The 15,947-nt window shown below is 60.6% G+C and carries 18 protein-coding genes; 9 read left to right on the top strand and 9 right to left on the bottom strand.

Annotated elements, in window-relative coordinates; translation table 11 throughout:
- Nucleotides 1–78 precede the first annotated feature (78 nt).
- Nucleotides 79–1,278, bottom strand: a complete 1,200-nt coding sequence (tyrS, locus tag M5C71_RS19710) for a tyrosine--tRNA ligase (protein WP_103495745.1) — start codon at nt 1,276–1,278, stop codon at nt 79–81.
- A 209-nt stretch (nt 1,279–1,487) separates the two neighbouring features.
- Between tyrS and M5C71_RS19715 the strand changes: the two genes are divergently transcribed.
- Together M5C71_RS19715 and M5C71_RS19720 are read left to right on the top strand one after the other, a co-directional pair.
- A complete protein-coding gene (locus tag M5C71_RS19715) occupies nt 1,488–2,906 on the top strand; it encodes a peptidoglycan DD-metalloendopeptidase family protein (protein ID WP_103495744.1) in 1,419 nt (472 codons plus the stop codon).
- A 6-nt stretch (nt 2,907–2,912) separates the two neighbouring features.
- Nucleotides 2,913–4,001, top strand: a complete 1,089-nt coding sequence (locus M5C71_RS19720; protein ID WP_248768560.1) for an anhydro-N-acetylmuramic acid kinase — start codon at nt 2,913–2,915, stop codon at nt 3,999–4,001.
- Between the two features lie 55 nt (nt 4,002–4,056).
- Here the strand turns inward: M5C71_RS19720 and erpA are convergent, their stop codons facing one another.
- Nucleotides 4,057–4,407: an iron-sulfur cluster insertion protein ErpA gene (gene erpA, locus M5C71_RS19725; protein WP_007906865.1), complete on the bottom strand. Its 351-nt coding sequence runs from the start codon at nt 4,405–4,407 to the stop codon at nt 4,057–4,059.
- A 169-nt stretch (nt 4,408–4,576) separates the two neighbouring features.
- Entirely contained in the window at nt 4,577–5,611 is a 1,035-nt protein-coding gene (gene argC, locus M5C71_RS19730) for an N-acetyl-gamma-glutamyl-phosphate reductase (RefSeq protein WP_103495742.1), read from the bottom strand.
- Between the two features lie 134 nt (nt 5,612–5,745).
- On the opposite strand from argC, the gene hemJ reads away from it, so the two are divergent.
- From hemJ to coq7, 6 genes are all read left to right on the top strand, one after another.
- A complete protein-coding gene (hemJ, locus tag M5C71_RS19735) occupies nt 5,746–6,174 on the top strand; it encodes a protoporphyrinogen oxidase HemJ (protein ID WP_248768561.1) in 429 nt (142 codons plus the stop codon).
- Between the two features lie 35 nt (nt 6,175–6,209).
- Nucleotides 6,210–7,181: a nitronate monooxygenase family protein gene (locus M5C71_RS19740; RefSeq protein WP_248768562.1), complete on the top strand. Its 972-nt coding sequence runs from the start codon at nt 6,210–6,212 to the stop codon at nt 7,179–7,181.
- A 57-nt stretch (nt 7,182–7,238) separates the two neighbouring features.
- Nucleotides 7,239–8,195 carry a DUF805 domain-containing protein gene (locus M5C71_RS19745; protein ID WP_103495739.1) on the top strand — a complete coding sequence of 319 codons (957 nt, stop codon included), beginning with the start codon at nt 7,239–7,241 and terminating at the stop codon, nt 8,193–8,195.
- 60 nt (nt 8,196–8,255) lie between these two features.
- Nucleotides 8,256–9,044, top strand: coding sequence for an SDR family oxidoreductase (locus M5C71_RS19750; protein ID WP_103495738.1), 789 nt, complete (start codon nt 8,256–8,258; stop codon nt 9,042–9,044).
- 63 nt (nt 9,045–9,107) lie between these two features.
- Nucleotides 9,108–9,446, top strand: a complete 339-nt coding sequence (locus M5C71_RS19755) for a histidine triad nucleotide-binding protein (RefSeq protein ID WP_007947975.1) — start codon at nt 9,108–9,110, stop codon at nt 9,444–9,446.
- Nucleotides 9,447–9,672: 226 nt separating this feature from the next.
- Nucleotides 9,673–10,320 (top strand): 2-polyprenyl-3-methyl-6-methoxy-1,4-benzoquinone monooxygenase, encoded by a 648-nt coding sequence (gene coq7 / locus M5C71_RS19760; protein WP_103495737.1) that lies wholly within the window; start codon nt 9,673–9,675, stop codon nt 10,318–10,320.
- 77 nt (nt 10,321–10,397) lie between these two features.
- Here the strand turns inward: coq7 and speD are convergent, their stop codons facing one another.
- A complete protein-coding gene (gene speD / locus M5C71_RS19765; RefSeq protein ID WP_103495736.1) occupies nt 10,398–11,192 on the bottom strand; it encodes an adenosylmethionine decarboxylase in 795 nt (264 codons plus the stop codon).
- 241 nt (nt 11,193–11,433) lie between these two features.
- A complete protein-coding gene (locus tag M5C71_RS19770) occupies nt 11,434–11,856 on the bottom strand; it encodes an OsmC family protein (protein WP_103495735.1) in 423 nt (140 codons plus the stop codon).
- 221 nt (nt 11,857–12,077) lie between these two features.
- Between M5C71_RS19770 and crp the strand changes: the two genes are divergently transcribed.
- Nucleotides 12,078–12,728, top strand: coding sequence for a cAMP-activated global transcriptional regulator CRP (gene crp / locus M5C71_RS19775; RefSeq protein WP_103495734.1), 651 nt, complete (start codon nt 12,078–12,080; stop codon nt 12,726–12,728).
- On the opposite strand, the gene M5C71_RS19780 is transcribed toward crp, so the two are convergent.
- Genes M5C71_RS19780 through M5C71_RS19795 form a run of 4 tightly spaced genes read right to left on the bottom strand, consistent with a single transcriptional unit; the run spans nt 12,725 to nt 15,942 of the window.
- Nucleotides 12,725–13,426, bottom strand: a complete 702-nt coding sequence (locus M5C71_RS19780; protein WP_103495733.1) for a lipoate--protein ligase family protein — start codon at nt 13,424–13,426, stop codon at nt 12,725–12,727. The genes crp and M5C71_RS19780 overlap by 4 nt on opposite strands.
- 27 nt (nt 13,427–13,453) lie before the next feature.
- Nucleotides 13,454–14,293, bottom strand: a complete 840-nt coding sequence (gene trpC, locus M5C71_RS19785) for an indole-3-glycerol phosphate synthase TrpC (RefSeq protein WP_103495732.1) — start codon at nt 14,291–14,293, stop codon at nt 13,454–13,456.
- A complete protein-coding gene (trpD, locus tag M5C71_RS19790; protein ID WP_103495731.1) occupies nt 14,290–15,339 on the bottom strand; it encodes an anthranilate phosphoribosyltransferase in 1,050 nt (349 codons plus the stop codon). Before trpD ends, trpC begins: the two co-directional genes overlap by 4 nt.
- A 9-nt stretch (nt 15,340–15,348) precedes the next feature.
- A complete protein-coding gene (locus M5C71_RS19795; protein WP_103495730.1) occupies nt 15,349–15,942 on the bottom strand; it encodes an aminodeoxychorismate/anthranilate synthase component II in 594 nt (197 codons plus the stop codon).
- Nucleotides 15,943–15,947 lie beyond the last annotated feature (5 nt).

Genomic DNA, 15,947 nt, shown 5'->3' on the forward strand with positions numbered 1-15,947 from the left:
CAAAGGTCAAAAGCACCGCAAAAACGACTATGGGAGCCTGCGGCTCCCATAGTCTTGGTTTCTATCTATAAAGCAGCATTACTCGGCCTTGAGGGTAATCCGCGCAAACGCTTTCTTACCGGCCTGGCAAACATGGGTAGCACCGAGCTTGTATATAAAGGCGCGATCGACAACCTCACCATCTATACGCACGCCACCGGAACCCAGCAGATCACGAGCGACCGCCGAGTTCTTCACCAGACCGGCCTTATTGAGGACGGCAGCAATCGGCATGTCTTCAGTCGCACTGATTTCAACTTCAGGCAGATCATCCGGCAACTCGCCTTCCTTCATGCGATTACCTGCCGCACGATGAGCATTGGCCGCAGCCTCCTCACCATGGAAACGCGCGACGATCTCTTCAGCCAGCTTGATCTTGACATCACGCGGGTTGGCACCCGCCTCGACATCCTTGCGCAGCTGATTGATCTCATCCATCGAGCGGAAGCTCAACAACTCGAAGTAACGCCACATCAGCGCATCCGGGATCGATACCAGCTTGCCGTACATGACACCCGGTGCTTCCTGAATCCCGACATAGTTCCCCAAAGACTTGGACATCTTCTTCACGCCATCCAGCCCTTCGAGCAATGGCATGGTGAGAATGCACTGGGCCTCCTGACCGTAGGCGCGTTGCAGCTCACGCCCCATCAGCAGGTTGAACTTCTGGTCGGTACCGCCCAACTCGACATCCGCGCGCAGCGCAACGGAGTCATAGCCCTGTACCAGCGGGTAGAGGAACTCATGGATGGCGATTGGCTGGTTGTTGGTATAGCGCTTGTCGAAGTCGTCGCGCTCGAGCATGCGCGCCACGGTGTACTGCGACGTCAGGCGAATGAAGTCCGCCGGCCCCATCTGATCCATCCAGGTGGAGTTGAACGCCACCTCGGTCTTGGCCGGATCAAGGATCTTGAATACCTGGGCCTTGTAGGTCTCGGCATTCTCGAGAACCTGTTCACGGGTCAACGGTGGACGCGTGGCGCTCTTGCCGCTCGGATCACCGATCAAGCCGGTGAAGTCGCCGATCAGAAAGATCACCTGATGCCCCAGATCCTGGAACTGGCGCAGCTTGTTAATAAGGACTGTGTGCCCCAGGTGCAGATCCGGTGCCGTCGGGTCGAAGCCGGCCTTGATACGCAGCGGCTGGCCACGCTTGAGCTTCTCGACCAATTCGGACTCGACCAACACCTCTTCCGCACCACGCTTGATCAGCGCGAGCTGCTCTTCAACCGACTTCATAACCAACCTGCAAGGCTCAGATTCAAAGGGGACCAACCATACAAGATCGCCGCCCAAATACAAGTTTTGCCCGGCATACGGGCACGAAACACCCGTCCGCACATGACAGACTTGCTTCAGGGATGATTTGGTTATATTTTATACAGTTATTTCATCTTCATCATGTCATTCATCTTTTCCAATTCATCTTCTTCAAAGTCAAATTACCTATGACCACAGAGCCGACTAAAGCGCCCCCGCTTTATCCGAAGACCCACCTGCTGGCCGCAAGTGGGATCGCCGCCCTTCTCAGCCTGGCGCTACTGGTATTTCCTTCCAGTGACGTAGAAGCCAAGAAGACAACGCTGAACCTGGAGCTGGAAACCCCAGCCGATCAACTGACACAAGACAAAGACGCCGTCGAACTCGATCAAGCCACAAATGAAGGCAATCCATCGCCTTTCGCCCAGATCGACAACAGCGCCGAAGACACCCAGGAAACCGCCAAGACCGCTCCGGCCCCGGCCCCCGAGGAAAAAAAGCTCCCCGGCCATAGGGAGGTCACCGTAGCCCGCGGCGACACGCTTTCCACGCTGTTCGAAAAGGTCGGGCTGCCTGCTGCTTCAGTACATGAGGTCTTGGCCAGCGATAAACAAGCCAAGCTGTTTTCCCAGCTCAAGCATGGCCAGGTCCTGCAGTTCGAACTGACTCCCGACGGCCAGTTGACCAACCTGCACAGCCAGGTCAGCGACCTTGAGACCATCACCCTGACCAAGGGCGCGAAAGGCTTCACCTTCAAGCGCGTGATCACCCAGCCGGTGGTTCGTTCAGCCTACGTGCACGGCGTGATCAACAGCTCGCTGTCGCTCTCTGCCCAACGTGCCGGCATGCCCCACAGCCTGACCCGCGAAATGGCCCATGTATTCGGCTACGACATCGACTTCGCCCAGGACATCCGCCCCGGCGACGAATTCGAAGTGATCTATGAACAGAAAGTGCTCAACGGCAAGACCGTCGGCACCGGCAGCATCCTCTCCGCACGCTTTACCAACCGTGGCAAGACCTTCACCGCCGTGCGTTACACCAATAAGCAAGGCGTCAGCAACTACTACACCGCTGACGGCAACAGCATGCGCAAGGCCTTTATCCGCACCCCCGTGGACTTCGCCCGCATCAGCTCGCGCTTTTCCATGGGCCGCAAGCACCCGATCCTGAACAAGATCCGCGCCCACAAAGGCGTCGACTACGCAGCCCCGCGCGGTACGCCGATCAAGGCCGCCGGCGACGGTAAGGTGATATTGGCTGGTCGTCGCGGCGGCTACGGCAACACCGTGATCATCCAGCACGGCAATACCTACCGGACCCTGTACGGTCATATGCAGGGTTTTGCCAAGGGCATCCAGACCGGCAGCAACGTCAAGCAGGGCCAGGTGATCGGCTATATCGGCACCACCGGCCTGTCGACCGGCCCGCATCTGCATTACGAGTTCCAGGTCAATGGCGTGCACGTCGACCCGCTGGGCCAGAAACTGCCCATGGCCGATCCGATCGCCAAGTCCGAACGCGCCCGCTTCCTGCAACAGAGCCAGCCATTGATGGCGCGCATGAACCAGGAAAAACCCAGCAAAGTCGCCTCGGCCAAACGGTAAACCACAATGCTCTACATAGGTGTGATGTCCGGAACCAGTCTCGATGGGCTGGACATTGCCCTGGTAGCGCTCGACGGTTCCATCCGGCTGCTGGCCAGCCACTACATTCCCATGCCCGAGGCCTTGCGCGTCGAGTTGCTTGGCCTGTGCGCCAGCGGCCCCGACGAAATAGCCCGCTGCGCCATCGCCGAGCAGAACTGGGTGACCCTCGCCGCCCAGGGCATCAATACCCTGCTGGAGCAACAAGGGCTCGCGCCGGGCGCCATTCGCGCCATCGGCAGTCACGGCCAGACTATCCGCCACGAACCGGCACGCGGCTTTACCGTGCAGATCGGCAACCCGGCCTTATTGGCGGAGCTGACCGGTATTACCGTCGTCGGCGACTTCCGCCGCCGCGATGTGGCCGCCGGCGGTCAGGGCGCGCCACTGGTTCCCGCCTTCCATGAAGCACTTTTCGAAGAACGCGCAGGCCATCGCGCGGTACTGAATATCGGCGGTTTCAGCAATCTGAGCCTGATCGAGCCCGACAAGGCGGTCTCCGGTTTCGACTGCGGCCCTGGCAACGTGCTGCTCGACGCCTGGATTCAGGATCAACGCAACGAATCCTATGACCGTAACGGCCAATGGGCGGCCAGCGGCCAGGTGGAGCCCGCCCTGCTGCAGGCACTGCTCAGCGACCCGTTCTTCCAGACCAAGGGGCCGAAAAGCACCGGCCGCGAGGTGTTCAACCTGCCCTGGCTGAAACAGCACCTGAGTCACCTGCCGCCCCTCGCGGCCGAAGACATCCAGGCCACCTTGCTCGAACTCAGCGCACGGGCCATCGTCGAGTCACTGACTGGCGCCCAGGAGAACACCGAAGAATTGCTGGTCTGTGGCGGCGGCGCCCATAACGCGGCACTTATGGCTCGACTCAGCCAATTGCTGCCGGCCACTCGGGTTGCCAGCACCGCCACCCACGGCGTGGACCCCGACTGGGTCGAAGCCATGGCCTTCGCCTGGCTGGCCCGGTGCTGCCTTGACGGCATCGCCGCCAATCGCCCCAGCGTCACCGGTGCCCGCGGCCTGCGGGTACTGGGCGCGATCTACCCGGCCTGACACACAGCAAAACGCCGCGAAATTCGCGGCGTTTAGGGTAAAGCACAAGCAATGATCAGATCGAGAACGACGACCCGCAACCACAGGTGGTGGTGGCATTCGGGTTCTTGATCACAAACCGCGAGCCTTCCAGGCCTTCCTGGTAATCCACCTCTGCGCCTGCCAGGTACTGGAAGCTCATCGGATCGACCACCAGGCTGACGCCTTCGCGCTCGACGATGGTGTCGTCATCGGCCACTTCTTCATCGAAGGTGAAACCGTACTGAAACCCAGAACAACCGCCGCCCGTAACGAATACGCGCAGCTTCAAGCGATCATTGCCCTCTTCATCGACCAGGCTCTTCACCTTGTGCGCGGCACCGTGGGTGAATTGCAAAGCCGTGGGGGTGAAGGATTCGACGCTCATGCTGACTATCTCCCGGCGTTACGCCGCCATAATGCGTGATGACGGGCATTATCCGCTTCTCCTAGAAAAGCGGTCAACTATTGTTATGGTATATCAATCAACCCGGGCGACCTCACAGAATGCAAGAAGGCCCGTTAAACGGGCCTTCTTGGTGAACGCGAGCGACGCCTTACGGCAGCATGCCGGCATGGGACAGGCCCAGACGCTCGTCCAGACCGAACAGGATGTTCAGGTTCTGCACCGCCTGGCCCGAAGCGCCCTTGACCAGGTTGTCGATCACCGACAACACCACCACCAGGTCACCATCCTGCGGACGGTGCACGGCAATCCGGCAGACGTTGGCGCCACGCACGCTACGGGTTTCCGGATGGCTACCAGCTGGCATCACGTCGACGAACGGCTCGTTGGCATAACGCTCCTCGAACAGCGCCTGCAGATCCACCGAGCGGTCGACCACGGTCGCGTATAGCGTGGAGTGGATACCCCGGATCATCGGCGTGAGGTGCGGCACGAAGGTCAGGCCCACATCATGGCCGGCAGCGCGGCGCAGTCCCTGACGAATTTCCGGCAGGTGACGGTGCCCCTTGACCGCATAGGCCTTCATGCTTTCGGAGGTTTCCGAGTACAGCGAACCGACACTGGCACCGCGACCGGCACCGCTGACACCCGACTTGCAGTCAGCGATCAACCGCGTGGTATCCGCCAGTCCCGCCTCAAGCAGCGGCAGGAAACCCAACTGGGTCGCGGTCGGATAGCAACCCGGCACGGCAATCAGACGGGCTTGCTTGATCTTCTCGCGGTTCACTTCCGGCAGACCGTAGACCGCCTCTTCCAGCAACGCCGGGGCACCATGGGGTTGGCCGTACCACTTGGCCCACTCTTCGGCGTCCTGCAGACGGAAGTCGGCGGACAGATCGATCACCTTGGTACCGGCGGACAACAGCTCACCGGCCAGGGCATGGGCCACACCATGGGGCGTGGCGAAGAACACCACGTCGCAGGCAGCAAGGGCATTGATGTCCGGAACGCTGAACGCCAGGCCGTCGTAGTGGCCACGCAGGTTCGGGTACATATCGGCCACGGCGAGGCCCGCCTCGGATCGCGAAGTGATGACTGCCACTTCTGCCTGCGGATGCTGTGCCAACAGACGCAGCAATTCGACACCGGTGTAACCCGTGCCGCCGACGATACCGACCTTGACCATGACCTACCCTCAACGAAACCACTGGAAAGCCCACGATAATAGGGGCCGCGCGCGCCTGCGACAACCGTCAAGGTGACGTGCGGACGCTCAAGCCTCTACTATTCGACCTACCGTGAACCTGGGAATAACTAAAAATGCTCTATCTGTGGGTCAAAGCCTTTCATATCGTCAGTGTCGTCTGCTGGTTTGCCGGCCTGTTCTATCTACCACGCCTGTTCGTCTACCACGCCCAGAGCGAGGACAGCGTCAGCAACGAACGCTTCAGCGTCATGGAGCGCAAACTGTATCGCGGGATCATGGGCCCGGCGATGATCGCCACGCTGATCTTCGGCGGCTGGCTGATCGCTCTCAACCCGAGCCTCTTCAGCCAGGGCGGCTGGATCCACGCCAAACTGACCCTGGTGGTGGTGCTGATCGGCTACCACCATATGTGCGGCGCCCAGGTGAAACGTTTTGCCCGTGGCGAAAACACCCGCAGTCATGTCTTTTATCGCTGGTTCAATGAAGTGCCGGTTCTGCTATTGCTGGCTATTGTCATTCTGGTCGTTGTCCGACCGTTCTAGCTACACGTCACCCATCCCTGATCGGAGCACTCTCCATGTCGCTGCCCGCCCTGCTCGAACAACGCCTGCGCTTGCCCGCGGTGGCCGCGCCGATGTTCCTGATTTCCAACCCACAACTGGTGCTCGCCTGCTGCCGCAATGGGGTGGTGGGCAGTTTCCCGGCCCTGAACCAGCGCGAAAGCAGCGGCTTCAAGGCCTGGCTGGAGGAAATCGAAGCGGGCCTGGCGACCCTGGATAATCCGGCGCCATACGCCGTCAACCTGATCGTGCACAACAGCAACCCACGGCTACAGGCGGATCTGCAGATCTGCATCGAACACAAGGTGCCGATCGTCATCACCAGCCTGGGCGCGGTCAAGGAACTGGTGGACGCCGTACACAGCTACGGTGGCCTGGTGTTCCACGATGTGACTACCCGCCGCCATGCCGAAAAAGCCGCCGAGGCCGGTGTCGACGGACTGATTGCCGTGGCGGCCGGTGCCGGTGGCCATGCCGGCACCTGGAGTCCGTTTGCCCTGATCGCCGAAATCCGCCAGTTCTTCGACAAAACCCTGCTGCTGGCCGGTTGTTTGAACCATGGTCACGAGATTCTCGCCGCGCAGTTGCTTGGCGCGGATCTGGCCTACTTCGGCACGCGATTTATCGGCACTACGGAAAGTCATGCATCCGACGCGTATAAAGAGATGCTGCTCACATCCCAGGCAGTCGATATCGTGCACACTGCGGCGGTATCCGGGGTGCCCGCGAGCTTTATGCGCCAGAGCCTGGAAAACGCCGGCTTCGACCTCGCCGCGCTGCAAGGCAAGGGTGAAGTCAACTTCGGCTCCAAGCTCAAGCCCATCAGCGACGAGGCCAAGGCCTGGAAAACCGTCTGGTCGGCCGGCCAGGGGGTGGGGGGTATCGATGATTTGCCCAGTGTCGACCAGTTGGTCGCCCGGCTCGAGGCCGAGTACCGCAAGGCCCAGGCGCTGGCAGCAGAGTTGCCCCGGCACTGGCCACGCCCGTAATATCTGTGTTGCAGGCTTGCCCTGCAACGCCAATGATTTGTGACAAGGACGCCCTTCATGAGCGACAACCGCTTCAAAATCGTGTTCGACGGCGCCTTGCAGGCCGGCGTGGACAAAACCACCGCCCAGTTCAACCTGGCCGCGCTGTTCAAGACCGACGTCGCTTCGGTGGAACGTTTGTTCAGCGGCCAGCCGGTCGCCCTTAAGCGCGACCTTTCGGCCGCTGAGGCCGAGTCCTACCTGCAAGCCTTGCGCAAAACCGGTATCGAGGCGCGCCTGGAGGCCGAACCACCTACCGTTGAACTGAGCCTGGCGGATATCGATGACCTGCCGGCCAGCACACCGCCACCGGACACCACGACTTACCAATCCCCCTACGCCCCGCCACAAGCCCGGGTCGGCGACAACCTCCCGGCCTTCGGCCAACTCAAGGCCTTCACCACAAACGGGCGTATCGGTCGGCTGCGCTACCTGGCCTGGAGCATGGTGCTGATGTTCGTGACCCTCCCGGTGGCAGGCGCGATCTTCGCCTTCGCCATGGGCGCCGCGGCAGCCTCCGTGAATACGGCGATCGTCATTGGTGTGGTGCTCGGTGGTGCGGCCCTGATTGCCTTCGTGATTTTTTCCGTACAGATCGCTGTGCAGCGCCTGCACGATATCGGCTGGTCCGGCTGGCTCTGGCTACTGACGCTGGTCCCCTTCGTCGGCAGCCTGTTCCCCTTCGTGCTGATGTTCTGCCCCGGCAATGCCGGCGCCAACCAATACGGTGCACCGCCACCGCCCAACAGCACCGCGGTCAAGGTCCTGGCCGTGCTCTCGGTCGTCAGCGGGGTCATCTTTGGCGTTGTAGCCGTGACCGGTGGCCTGACCAACCTGGAAAGATACAACACGGAATCGGCCAGCTATTCCGAAAGCAGCGATGCCGTCAACAGCGATGACGCCGACAGCTCCAGCGATGCAGCAGCCGAATCCGCTCCGCCCGCTGTAGACTATGACAAAGATGAAAAAGAATAACGGTTTCTGAGCCTGCGACCCTCTGTCCCAAGGCTCGCCGCCGTTGTGATGGAGAACTGCATGACCCGTTACGCCCTGATCACCGGCGCCTCCAGCGGCATCGGCCTGGCACTGGCCGAAGCCCTCGCGCGCCGCGGCCGCAGCCTGATTCTGGTGGCCCGCCAGCGTGATCAGCTGGAAACCATTGCCCTCGAACTGACCCAACGCTTCGGCGTCGAGGTGCTGTTTCGTGCCTGCGACCTGAGCGAGCCGCTGCGCCTTTCCGGTTTTCTGCTGGAACTGGAAGAAGGTGAGCGGCAGATCGACCTGCTGGTCAACTGCGCCGGCCTCGGCACCTGCGGCCCGTTCCTGGCCCAGGATTGGGGGACGGAGCAGGATCTGATCGAGGTCAACATCCTCGCCCTGACCCGACTTTGTCATACCCTGGGTAATCTCATGGCAATACAGGGTGGCGGGCAGATCCTCAACGTCGCCTCCGTCGCGGCGTTTCATCCCGCGCCCTGGATGAGCAGCTATTACGCGAGCAAGGCTTATGTGCTGCACTTCTCCGAAGGTCTGCGCGAAGAGCTGAAGAAAACCGGCATCAAGGTGTCGGTACTCTGCCCGGGCCTGACCCGGACCGCGTTCTTTCGCACAGCACAGTTGGCCGTCGAAAAGCTTTCGAACAGCAAGCTGATGATGAGCCCCGAAGAAGTGGCGTTGTACGCCGTGCGCGCGCTGGACAAGAACCGCGCAGTGATCATTCCCGGCTGGCGTAACCGCTGGCTGGCCCGAGCTCCGCGCCTGATGCCGCGCTGGGCGATGCGCAAGCTCGCCGGTGTCGTGACCAAGGCCTATTGTCCGCGCTGAAACTTGAACTCACGGCCTTGTCCGTACAGACTCTGGCCCGACCCACTCAATGGAGAAACAGCTGTGGATACTCTGTTCACCAAGATCATCAACAGAGAAATACCCGCGAAGATCATTTACGAGGATGACCAGGTCCTGGCCTTCCACGATATCGCCCCACAGGCGCCGGTGCATTTCCTGGTCATTCCGAAAAAGCCGGTACGCACGCTCAATGACCTGACCGAAGAGGACAAGGCCCTCGCCGGGCATATCCTGTTCACCGCCCAGCGCCTGGCCCTGGAACTGGGCTGTGAGAAAGGCTTTCGTGTGGTGATGAACTGCAATGAAGAAGGTGGGCAGACCGTCTATCACATCCATATGCATGTGCTGGGTCAGCGCCAGATGCATTGGCCGCCGGGCTGATATCCCCAAGATAATCGCAATCCCCTGTAGGAGCTGGCTTGCCAGCGATGAGGCCCTTGAGTCTTGCATCGCTCTTTCGGACGCCATCGCTGGCAAGCCAAGCTCCTACAAGGTTCGCGGTGTCTGCAATATTGCGGACTACAGCAACATCCCCCGATGACCCAACGCAAACCTTCCGCTCTCGATTGCGGTAAACTGCAGGCCGAGATTTTTCCCGGAGGTCAGCATGACTACCCAACGTCACTACTCGCCGATTGACCGTCTTCTGCTGCAAGCCGATACCGCCATGCGCACCCTGCTGCCGTTCAGCGGCCAGCCTTACCGTCCGTCGCCGGCCATCGTGCAGCCCGACGCGTCGCTGAGCGAGGACGACAGCCGTCACGTCGCCGGCCTGATGCGCATCAACCATACCGGGGAAGTCTGTGCCCAGGCGCTTTATCAAGGCCAGGCCCTGACCGCCAAGCTGCCCCACGTCCGCGCCGCCATGGAAAAGGCCGCTGAAGAAGAAGTCGATCACCTGGCCTGGTGCGAACAACGCATCCGCCAGCTGGGCAGTCATCCCAGTGTGCTCAACCCGCTGTTCTATGGCTTGTCCTTCGGCATCGGCGCCGCCGCCGGGCTGATCAGCGACAAAGTCAGCCTGGGTTTTGTCGCCGCCACCGAAGACCAGGTGTGCAAGCACCTGAACGAACACCTGGAACAGTTGCCGGCCGAGGACGAAAAGTCCCGGGCGATCCTCGAGCAGATGCGCATCGACGAAGAACATCACGCCGAATCCGCACTGAACGCTGGCGGTTTCCGCTTCCCGGCCCCGGTGAAGTTCGGCATGAGCCTGCTGGCCAAGGTCATGACCAAGAGCACCTACCGCATCTGACCCACCGCGACTCCGCCACGGAGCCGACAAAAAGAAGGGCGCCACAGGGGCGCCCTTCTTTTTGTCGGCCGAAAAACCTACGTCGGCATATTTCGCGCGTAGAAGATTTCCAGCATTTCGTGTTTCACCCGTTCAGTCACCTGGCTGCGCTGTTCCGCCGAGAGGTTGCTGGTGGCGTCACCGAACAGGTAGTTGTCCAGTTCAAAGTCCTTGAGCAGCATCTTGGTGTGGAACAGGTTTTCCTGGTAAACGTTCACATCCGTCATCTGATAGCTCTTGCGGCTGTCTTCCGAGAGATAGTTCTGGATCGAGTTGATCTCGTGGTCGATGAAATGTTTCCGGCCTTCGACATCACGGGTGAAACCGCGCACGCGATAATCGACGGTGACGATATCCGAGTCGAACTGGTGAATCAGGTAGTTGAGGGCTTTGAGCGGTGAGATGACGCCGCAGGTCGACACATCGATGTCCACACGGAATGTCGCGATACCGTCGACCGGATGGATTTCCGGGTAGGTATGCACCGTGATATGGCTCTTGTCGAGGTGAGCCAGGATGGTCTCGGGCAACGGGCCCGGGGATTCTTCGATCTGGCTGTCGGTTGGCGTCACCGGCTGCTCGGAGATCAGGATAGTGACACTGGCACCTTGAGGGTCGTAGTCCTGACGCGCGATGTTCAGGATATTGGCACCAATGATATCCACCACTTCCGTGAGGATCTGCGTCAGGCGTTCCGCGTCGTATTCCTGGTTGATGTACTCGACGTAGGCCTGCTGGTCCTGCGGGGTTTCCGCATAGCAGATGTCATAGATGTTGAAGCTCAAGGTCTTGGTCAGGTTGTTGAACCCGTGGAGCTTGAGTTTGCTTTTCACCGTTGGAAACTCTCTATGTCGATGCGGCACCGCCGCGTGATCAAGCATGCCCGTCAGTTGTGAACGACACAGCTGCGTAGGACGGTTAACACCTCTTCGCGATGGCGACTCTGGTTGCTGTTCGGATCCGCGGCCGCAGGCGTGCTGCTGGCCGGGCGCCCTGAAAAAAGTGGCGCGCTATGCAGACCTGAACGAGTGCTCGCCAGAGTCTGCATGGACTTTATGATAGTTGAATGTCGACTCAGCCGAGTTCGATGATCTCGTAGTCGTGAGTGATGGCAACGCCAGCAGCACCGAGCATGATCGAAGCCGAGCAGTATTTCTCCGCCGACAGCTCGATCGCCCGCTTGACCTGGGCTTCCTTCAGGCCACGGCCCTTGACCACGAAATGCAGGTGGATCTTGGTGAATACCTTGGGATCTTCAGTCGCGCGCTCGGCTTCGAGAAAGGCTTCGCAGCTTTCAACCGGCTGACGGGCTTTCTTCAAGATGCTGACCACATCGAAGTTGCTGCAACCGCCCAGGCCCAACAGCAGCATTTCCATGGGACGAACGCCCAGGTTGCGACCACCGCTTTCCGGCGGACCGTCCATGACCACCACATGCCCGCTACCGGACTCTCCGAGGAACATGGCTTCGCCAGCCCATTGGATGCGTGCCTTCATCACCTAGACTCCACTGCTGAAAAAAGGGAGCCAGCTTAGCACAGCCCCCCGCTCCGACAGGAAGCCGACAACGGGCGACGACCGGTTAGTCAGCCACCTAAATTCCCCATTTTCCACACAATGCCTCTGTTATGCTGGCGCCAAATCGCTGGCGTTCTGCCAGCGTTGCAGCTATGCCTAAAAAAACAAACCACACCGCGCAGTCTTTTCGGGATACCACCATGGTTGCTCTGGCTTCCGCTTCCTCCCCCAAGATCAAGAACCTCGACAAACTGCTGATGCATTGTCAGCGCCGCCGCTACCAGGCCAAGAGCAATATCATTTGTGCCGGTGATCGTTCGCAAACCCTGTCGTTCATCATCAAGGGCTCGGTCACGATCCTGATCGAAGATGACGACGGACGGGAAATGATCATCGCCTACCTCAATGCCGGCGATTTTTTCGGTGAACTGGGTTTGTTCGAGCAGGCCGGCCATGAACAGGAGCGCAGCGCCTGGGTGCGGGCCAAGGTCGAATGCGAAGTGGCGGAGATCAGCTACTGCAAGTTTCGCGAACTGGCCCAACAAGACCCGGATATTCTCTACGCCCTCAGCGGCCAGATTGCCCAACGCCTGCGCAACACCACGCGCAAGGTCGGTGACCTGGCGTTCTTCGACGTCACCGGTCGTGTTGCCCGTTGCCTGCTCGAACTGTGCAAGCAACCCGATGCCATGACCCACCCCGACGGTATGCAGATCAAGATCACCCGCCAGGAAATCGGCCGGATCGTCGGCTGCTCGCGGGAGATGGTCGGACGGGTGCTCAAGGATCTGGAAGAGCAAAACCTGGTGCACGTCAAAGGCAAGACCATGGTGGTATTCGGCACCCGTTAAGGCTGGAAGATATCCTGCAACATCTGTTGGTACAGCTCGCTGAGCCGCTCAAGGAATAGCGGCGCGGCATACACCTCATGCAAGGCGACATGGCTTTGCGCCCTGACCCGGGCATCCAGCTGACAGGCCTGGTTGAAGCGATTGACCGCCGCCGCCATCGAATCGCGCTCGTTATCCATCAGCATCGCCCCATGCACCAACCCCACCGGCCGAGTGCCACCCTGGCTCTGGCGCCAGCGCTGGGCGGTGCCGACCATCTTGCGGCCATTGAGGTTGACGTTGAAGCGGCCGTCGCAAAACGCACCGTCGATTTCGCCCAGGGATGACACGCCCCCCAGCTCATCGAGGGCATCGCAGATCGGCTGGCACAGGCGCCGATAACCGGTTTCGATACGATTCTGGTCACCTTCGTGACGGGGCGGAGCATACACCAGGGCAATATTGACCGTGGCGCCGGACTGCGGCACCGGCTCGCCGCCGGTTTCACGCAGCAATACCGGCCAGCCGGTGGCCGCCAGGTCATCGCACGCCGCGTCGAACCCCGGCAAACGATTCAAGCGCCGTGGCATCACCAGGGCACGGTCGCTGGGTTGCCAGAACAACAACCCCCAATCCTGCTCACCGGCACAGACCGAGGCCAGCAAATCCTGCTCGGCGCGCAGTCCAGCTTCTACGGTGAGGGCAACAGCCAGGGGCATCGAGGTCATCCTGATAGCAAGTCCCGGTCAGTCGAGGGTCGAACCGCTGATGGCCGGTGCACCACGCTCGGGGAAAAACAGCCGCTGCAGTTCATCGCCCGGGCTGTCCGCGCGCATGAAGGCCTCGCCTACCAGGAACGAATAGACCTCGCTGATTTCCATCAGCTCGACATCCGCCCGGTTGAGAATACCGCTCTCGGTAATCACCAAACGATCCCGAGGGATGATCGGCAACAGGTCGAGGGTGGTTTCCAGGCTGACCTCAAAGGTGTGCAGGTTGCGGTTGTTGATCCCGATCAGCGGCGTGTCGAGGACCTTCAAGGCCCGCTCCAGTTCGGCGGCGTCATGGGATTCCACCAGCACATCGAGACCGACGCCCTTGGCTACCGCGGCCAGTTCGGCCATCAGCCCGTCGTCCAGCGCCGCGACGATCAGCAGGATGCAATCGGCGCCGAGGGCACGGGCTTCGACGATCTGATACGGGTCGACCATGAAATCCTTGCGGATCACCGGCAACTTGCACGCCGCGCGCGCCTGTTGCAGGTAAAGGTCGGAACCCTGGAAATAGTCGACGTCGGTCAACACCGACAGGCAGGTCGCCCCGCCCTTTTCGTAGCTGCGGGCGATATCGGCCGGAATGAAGTTCTCGCGGATCACACCCTTGCTCGGCGAAGCCTTCTTGATTTCGGCAATCACCGCCGGCTGCTTCTGCTTCGCACGCCCGATCAGCGCCTGGGCGAAACCACGCGGCGCATCGGCGGCCCGTGCCAGCGTCTCAAGCTCGGCCAGACTCACACGGGCGCGGCGCTCAGCCACTTCCTCGGCCTTGCGGGCGAGGATCTTCTCCAGAACGGTTGGCACACTCATCCTTCATTCTCCTGCTTGAATACGGCGGTGAACGCGCCCAGCTCTTCGAGTTTTTCCCGGGCAAGGCCGGTGTGCAGTGCATCGTGAGCCAAGGCTACGCCTTCTTTGAGGCTGCTGGCATGGTCGGCGGCATACAGCGCGGCGCCGGCATTGAGCACGATCATTTCGGCGGCCTTCTGGCCGTTCTCGGTCTTGCGACGACCCAGGGCATCGCGGATCAGTTCCAGGGATGCCGCCGGACTCTCGACCACCAAGCCAAATAGACTCTGGCTTTTTATACCCAAGTCTTCCGGCTGAACCCAGTATTCAGTTATTGCACCATCTTTCAGCTCCGCCACAAAGGTCGGCGCGGCAAGGCTGAATTCGTCCAGGCCATCCTGGGAATGCACCACCAATACATGCTTGCTACCCAGGCGGTGCAGCACTTCGGCCAATGGCCGGCACAAGGCCTGGGTGAAGACACCGACCACCTGATGTTTCACGCCGGCCGGATTCGTAAGCGGGCCGAGCATGTTGAACAAGGTGCGCAGGCCGAGATCGCGGCGCGGACCGGCGGCGTACTTCATGGCGCTGTGATGGGTCTGGGCGAACATGAAGCCGATGCCGACATTGTCGATGCAACGCGCCACCTGGACCGGGGTCAGGTTGAGGTAGATACCGGCGGCTTCGAGCAGGTCGGCACTGCCGCTTTTACCCGAGACCGCGCGGTTGCCGTGCTTGGCCACAGTGCAACCGGCAGCGGCCACCACAAAGGCGGAAGCGGTGGACACGTTGAAAATATTCGCCCCGTCACCGCCGGTGCCGACCACATCGACCACGCCGTCGAGGGTCTTGAGCTCGACCTTGTCGGCCAACTCGCGCATCACCGAGACCGCGCCGACGATCTCGTCGATGCTTTCGCTCTTCATGCGCATGGCCATCATAAAGGCGCCGATCTGCGCCTCGGTGCATTGCCCGGTCATGATTTCACGCATGACGTCGCGCATTTCTTCGGTGCTCAGGTCCAGATGGCCGACGATACGGCCCAGGGCTGTCTTGATATCCATGAAAACTCCTTAGCGCGTGCCGCCGGTCTGTTTGAGAAAGTTGGCGAACAGCTCGTGGCCCTGCTCGGAGAGAATCGACTCGGGGTGGAATTGCACCCCTTCAATGTTCAGTGTCTTGTGCCGCAGGCCCATGATCTCGTCGACCGAGCCGTCTTCCAGTTGGGTCCAGGCGGTCAGCTCCAGGCAGTCCGGCAAGGTTTCGCGCTTGACGATCAAGGAGTGATAGCGGGTAACGGTCAGCGGCAGGTTCAAACCGGCGAACACGCCCTTGCCTTCGTGGAACAGCGGGCTGGTCTTGCCGTGCATCACCTGGCGGGCCCGCACCACATCGCCGCCAAAGGCCTGGCCGATGGATTGGTGACCGAGGCAGACCCCGAGGATCGGCAGCTTTCCGGCGAAATACTTGATGGCCTCCAGGGAAATGCCCGCCTCGGTCGGCGTGCACGGGCCTGGAGAGACGACAATGCGTTCCGGCTTGAGGGCTTCGATTTCGGCCACGGTCAATTCGTCATTACGCACGACCTTGACGTCCGCGCCCAGCTCACCGAGGTATTGCACGACGTTGTAGGTAAACGAGTCGTAGTTATCGATCATCAGCAACATGACAA

It is taken from the genome of Pseudomonas sp. MWU12-2345, assembly GCF_023242385.1.
In the GTDB taxonomy this organism is placed as follows: domain Bacteria; phylum Pseudomonadota; class Gammaproteobacteria; order Pseudomonadales; family Pseudomonadaceae; genus Aquipseudomonas; species Aquipseudomonas gingeri_D.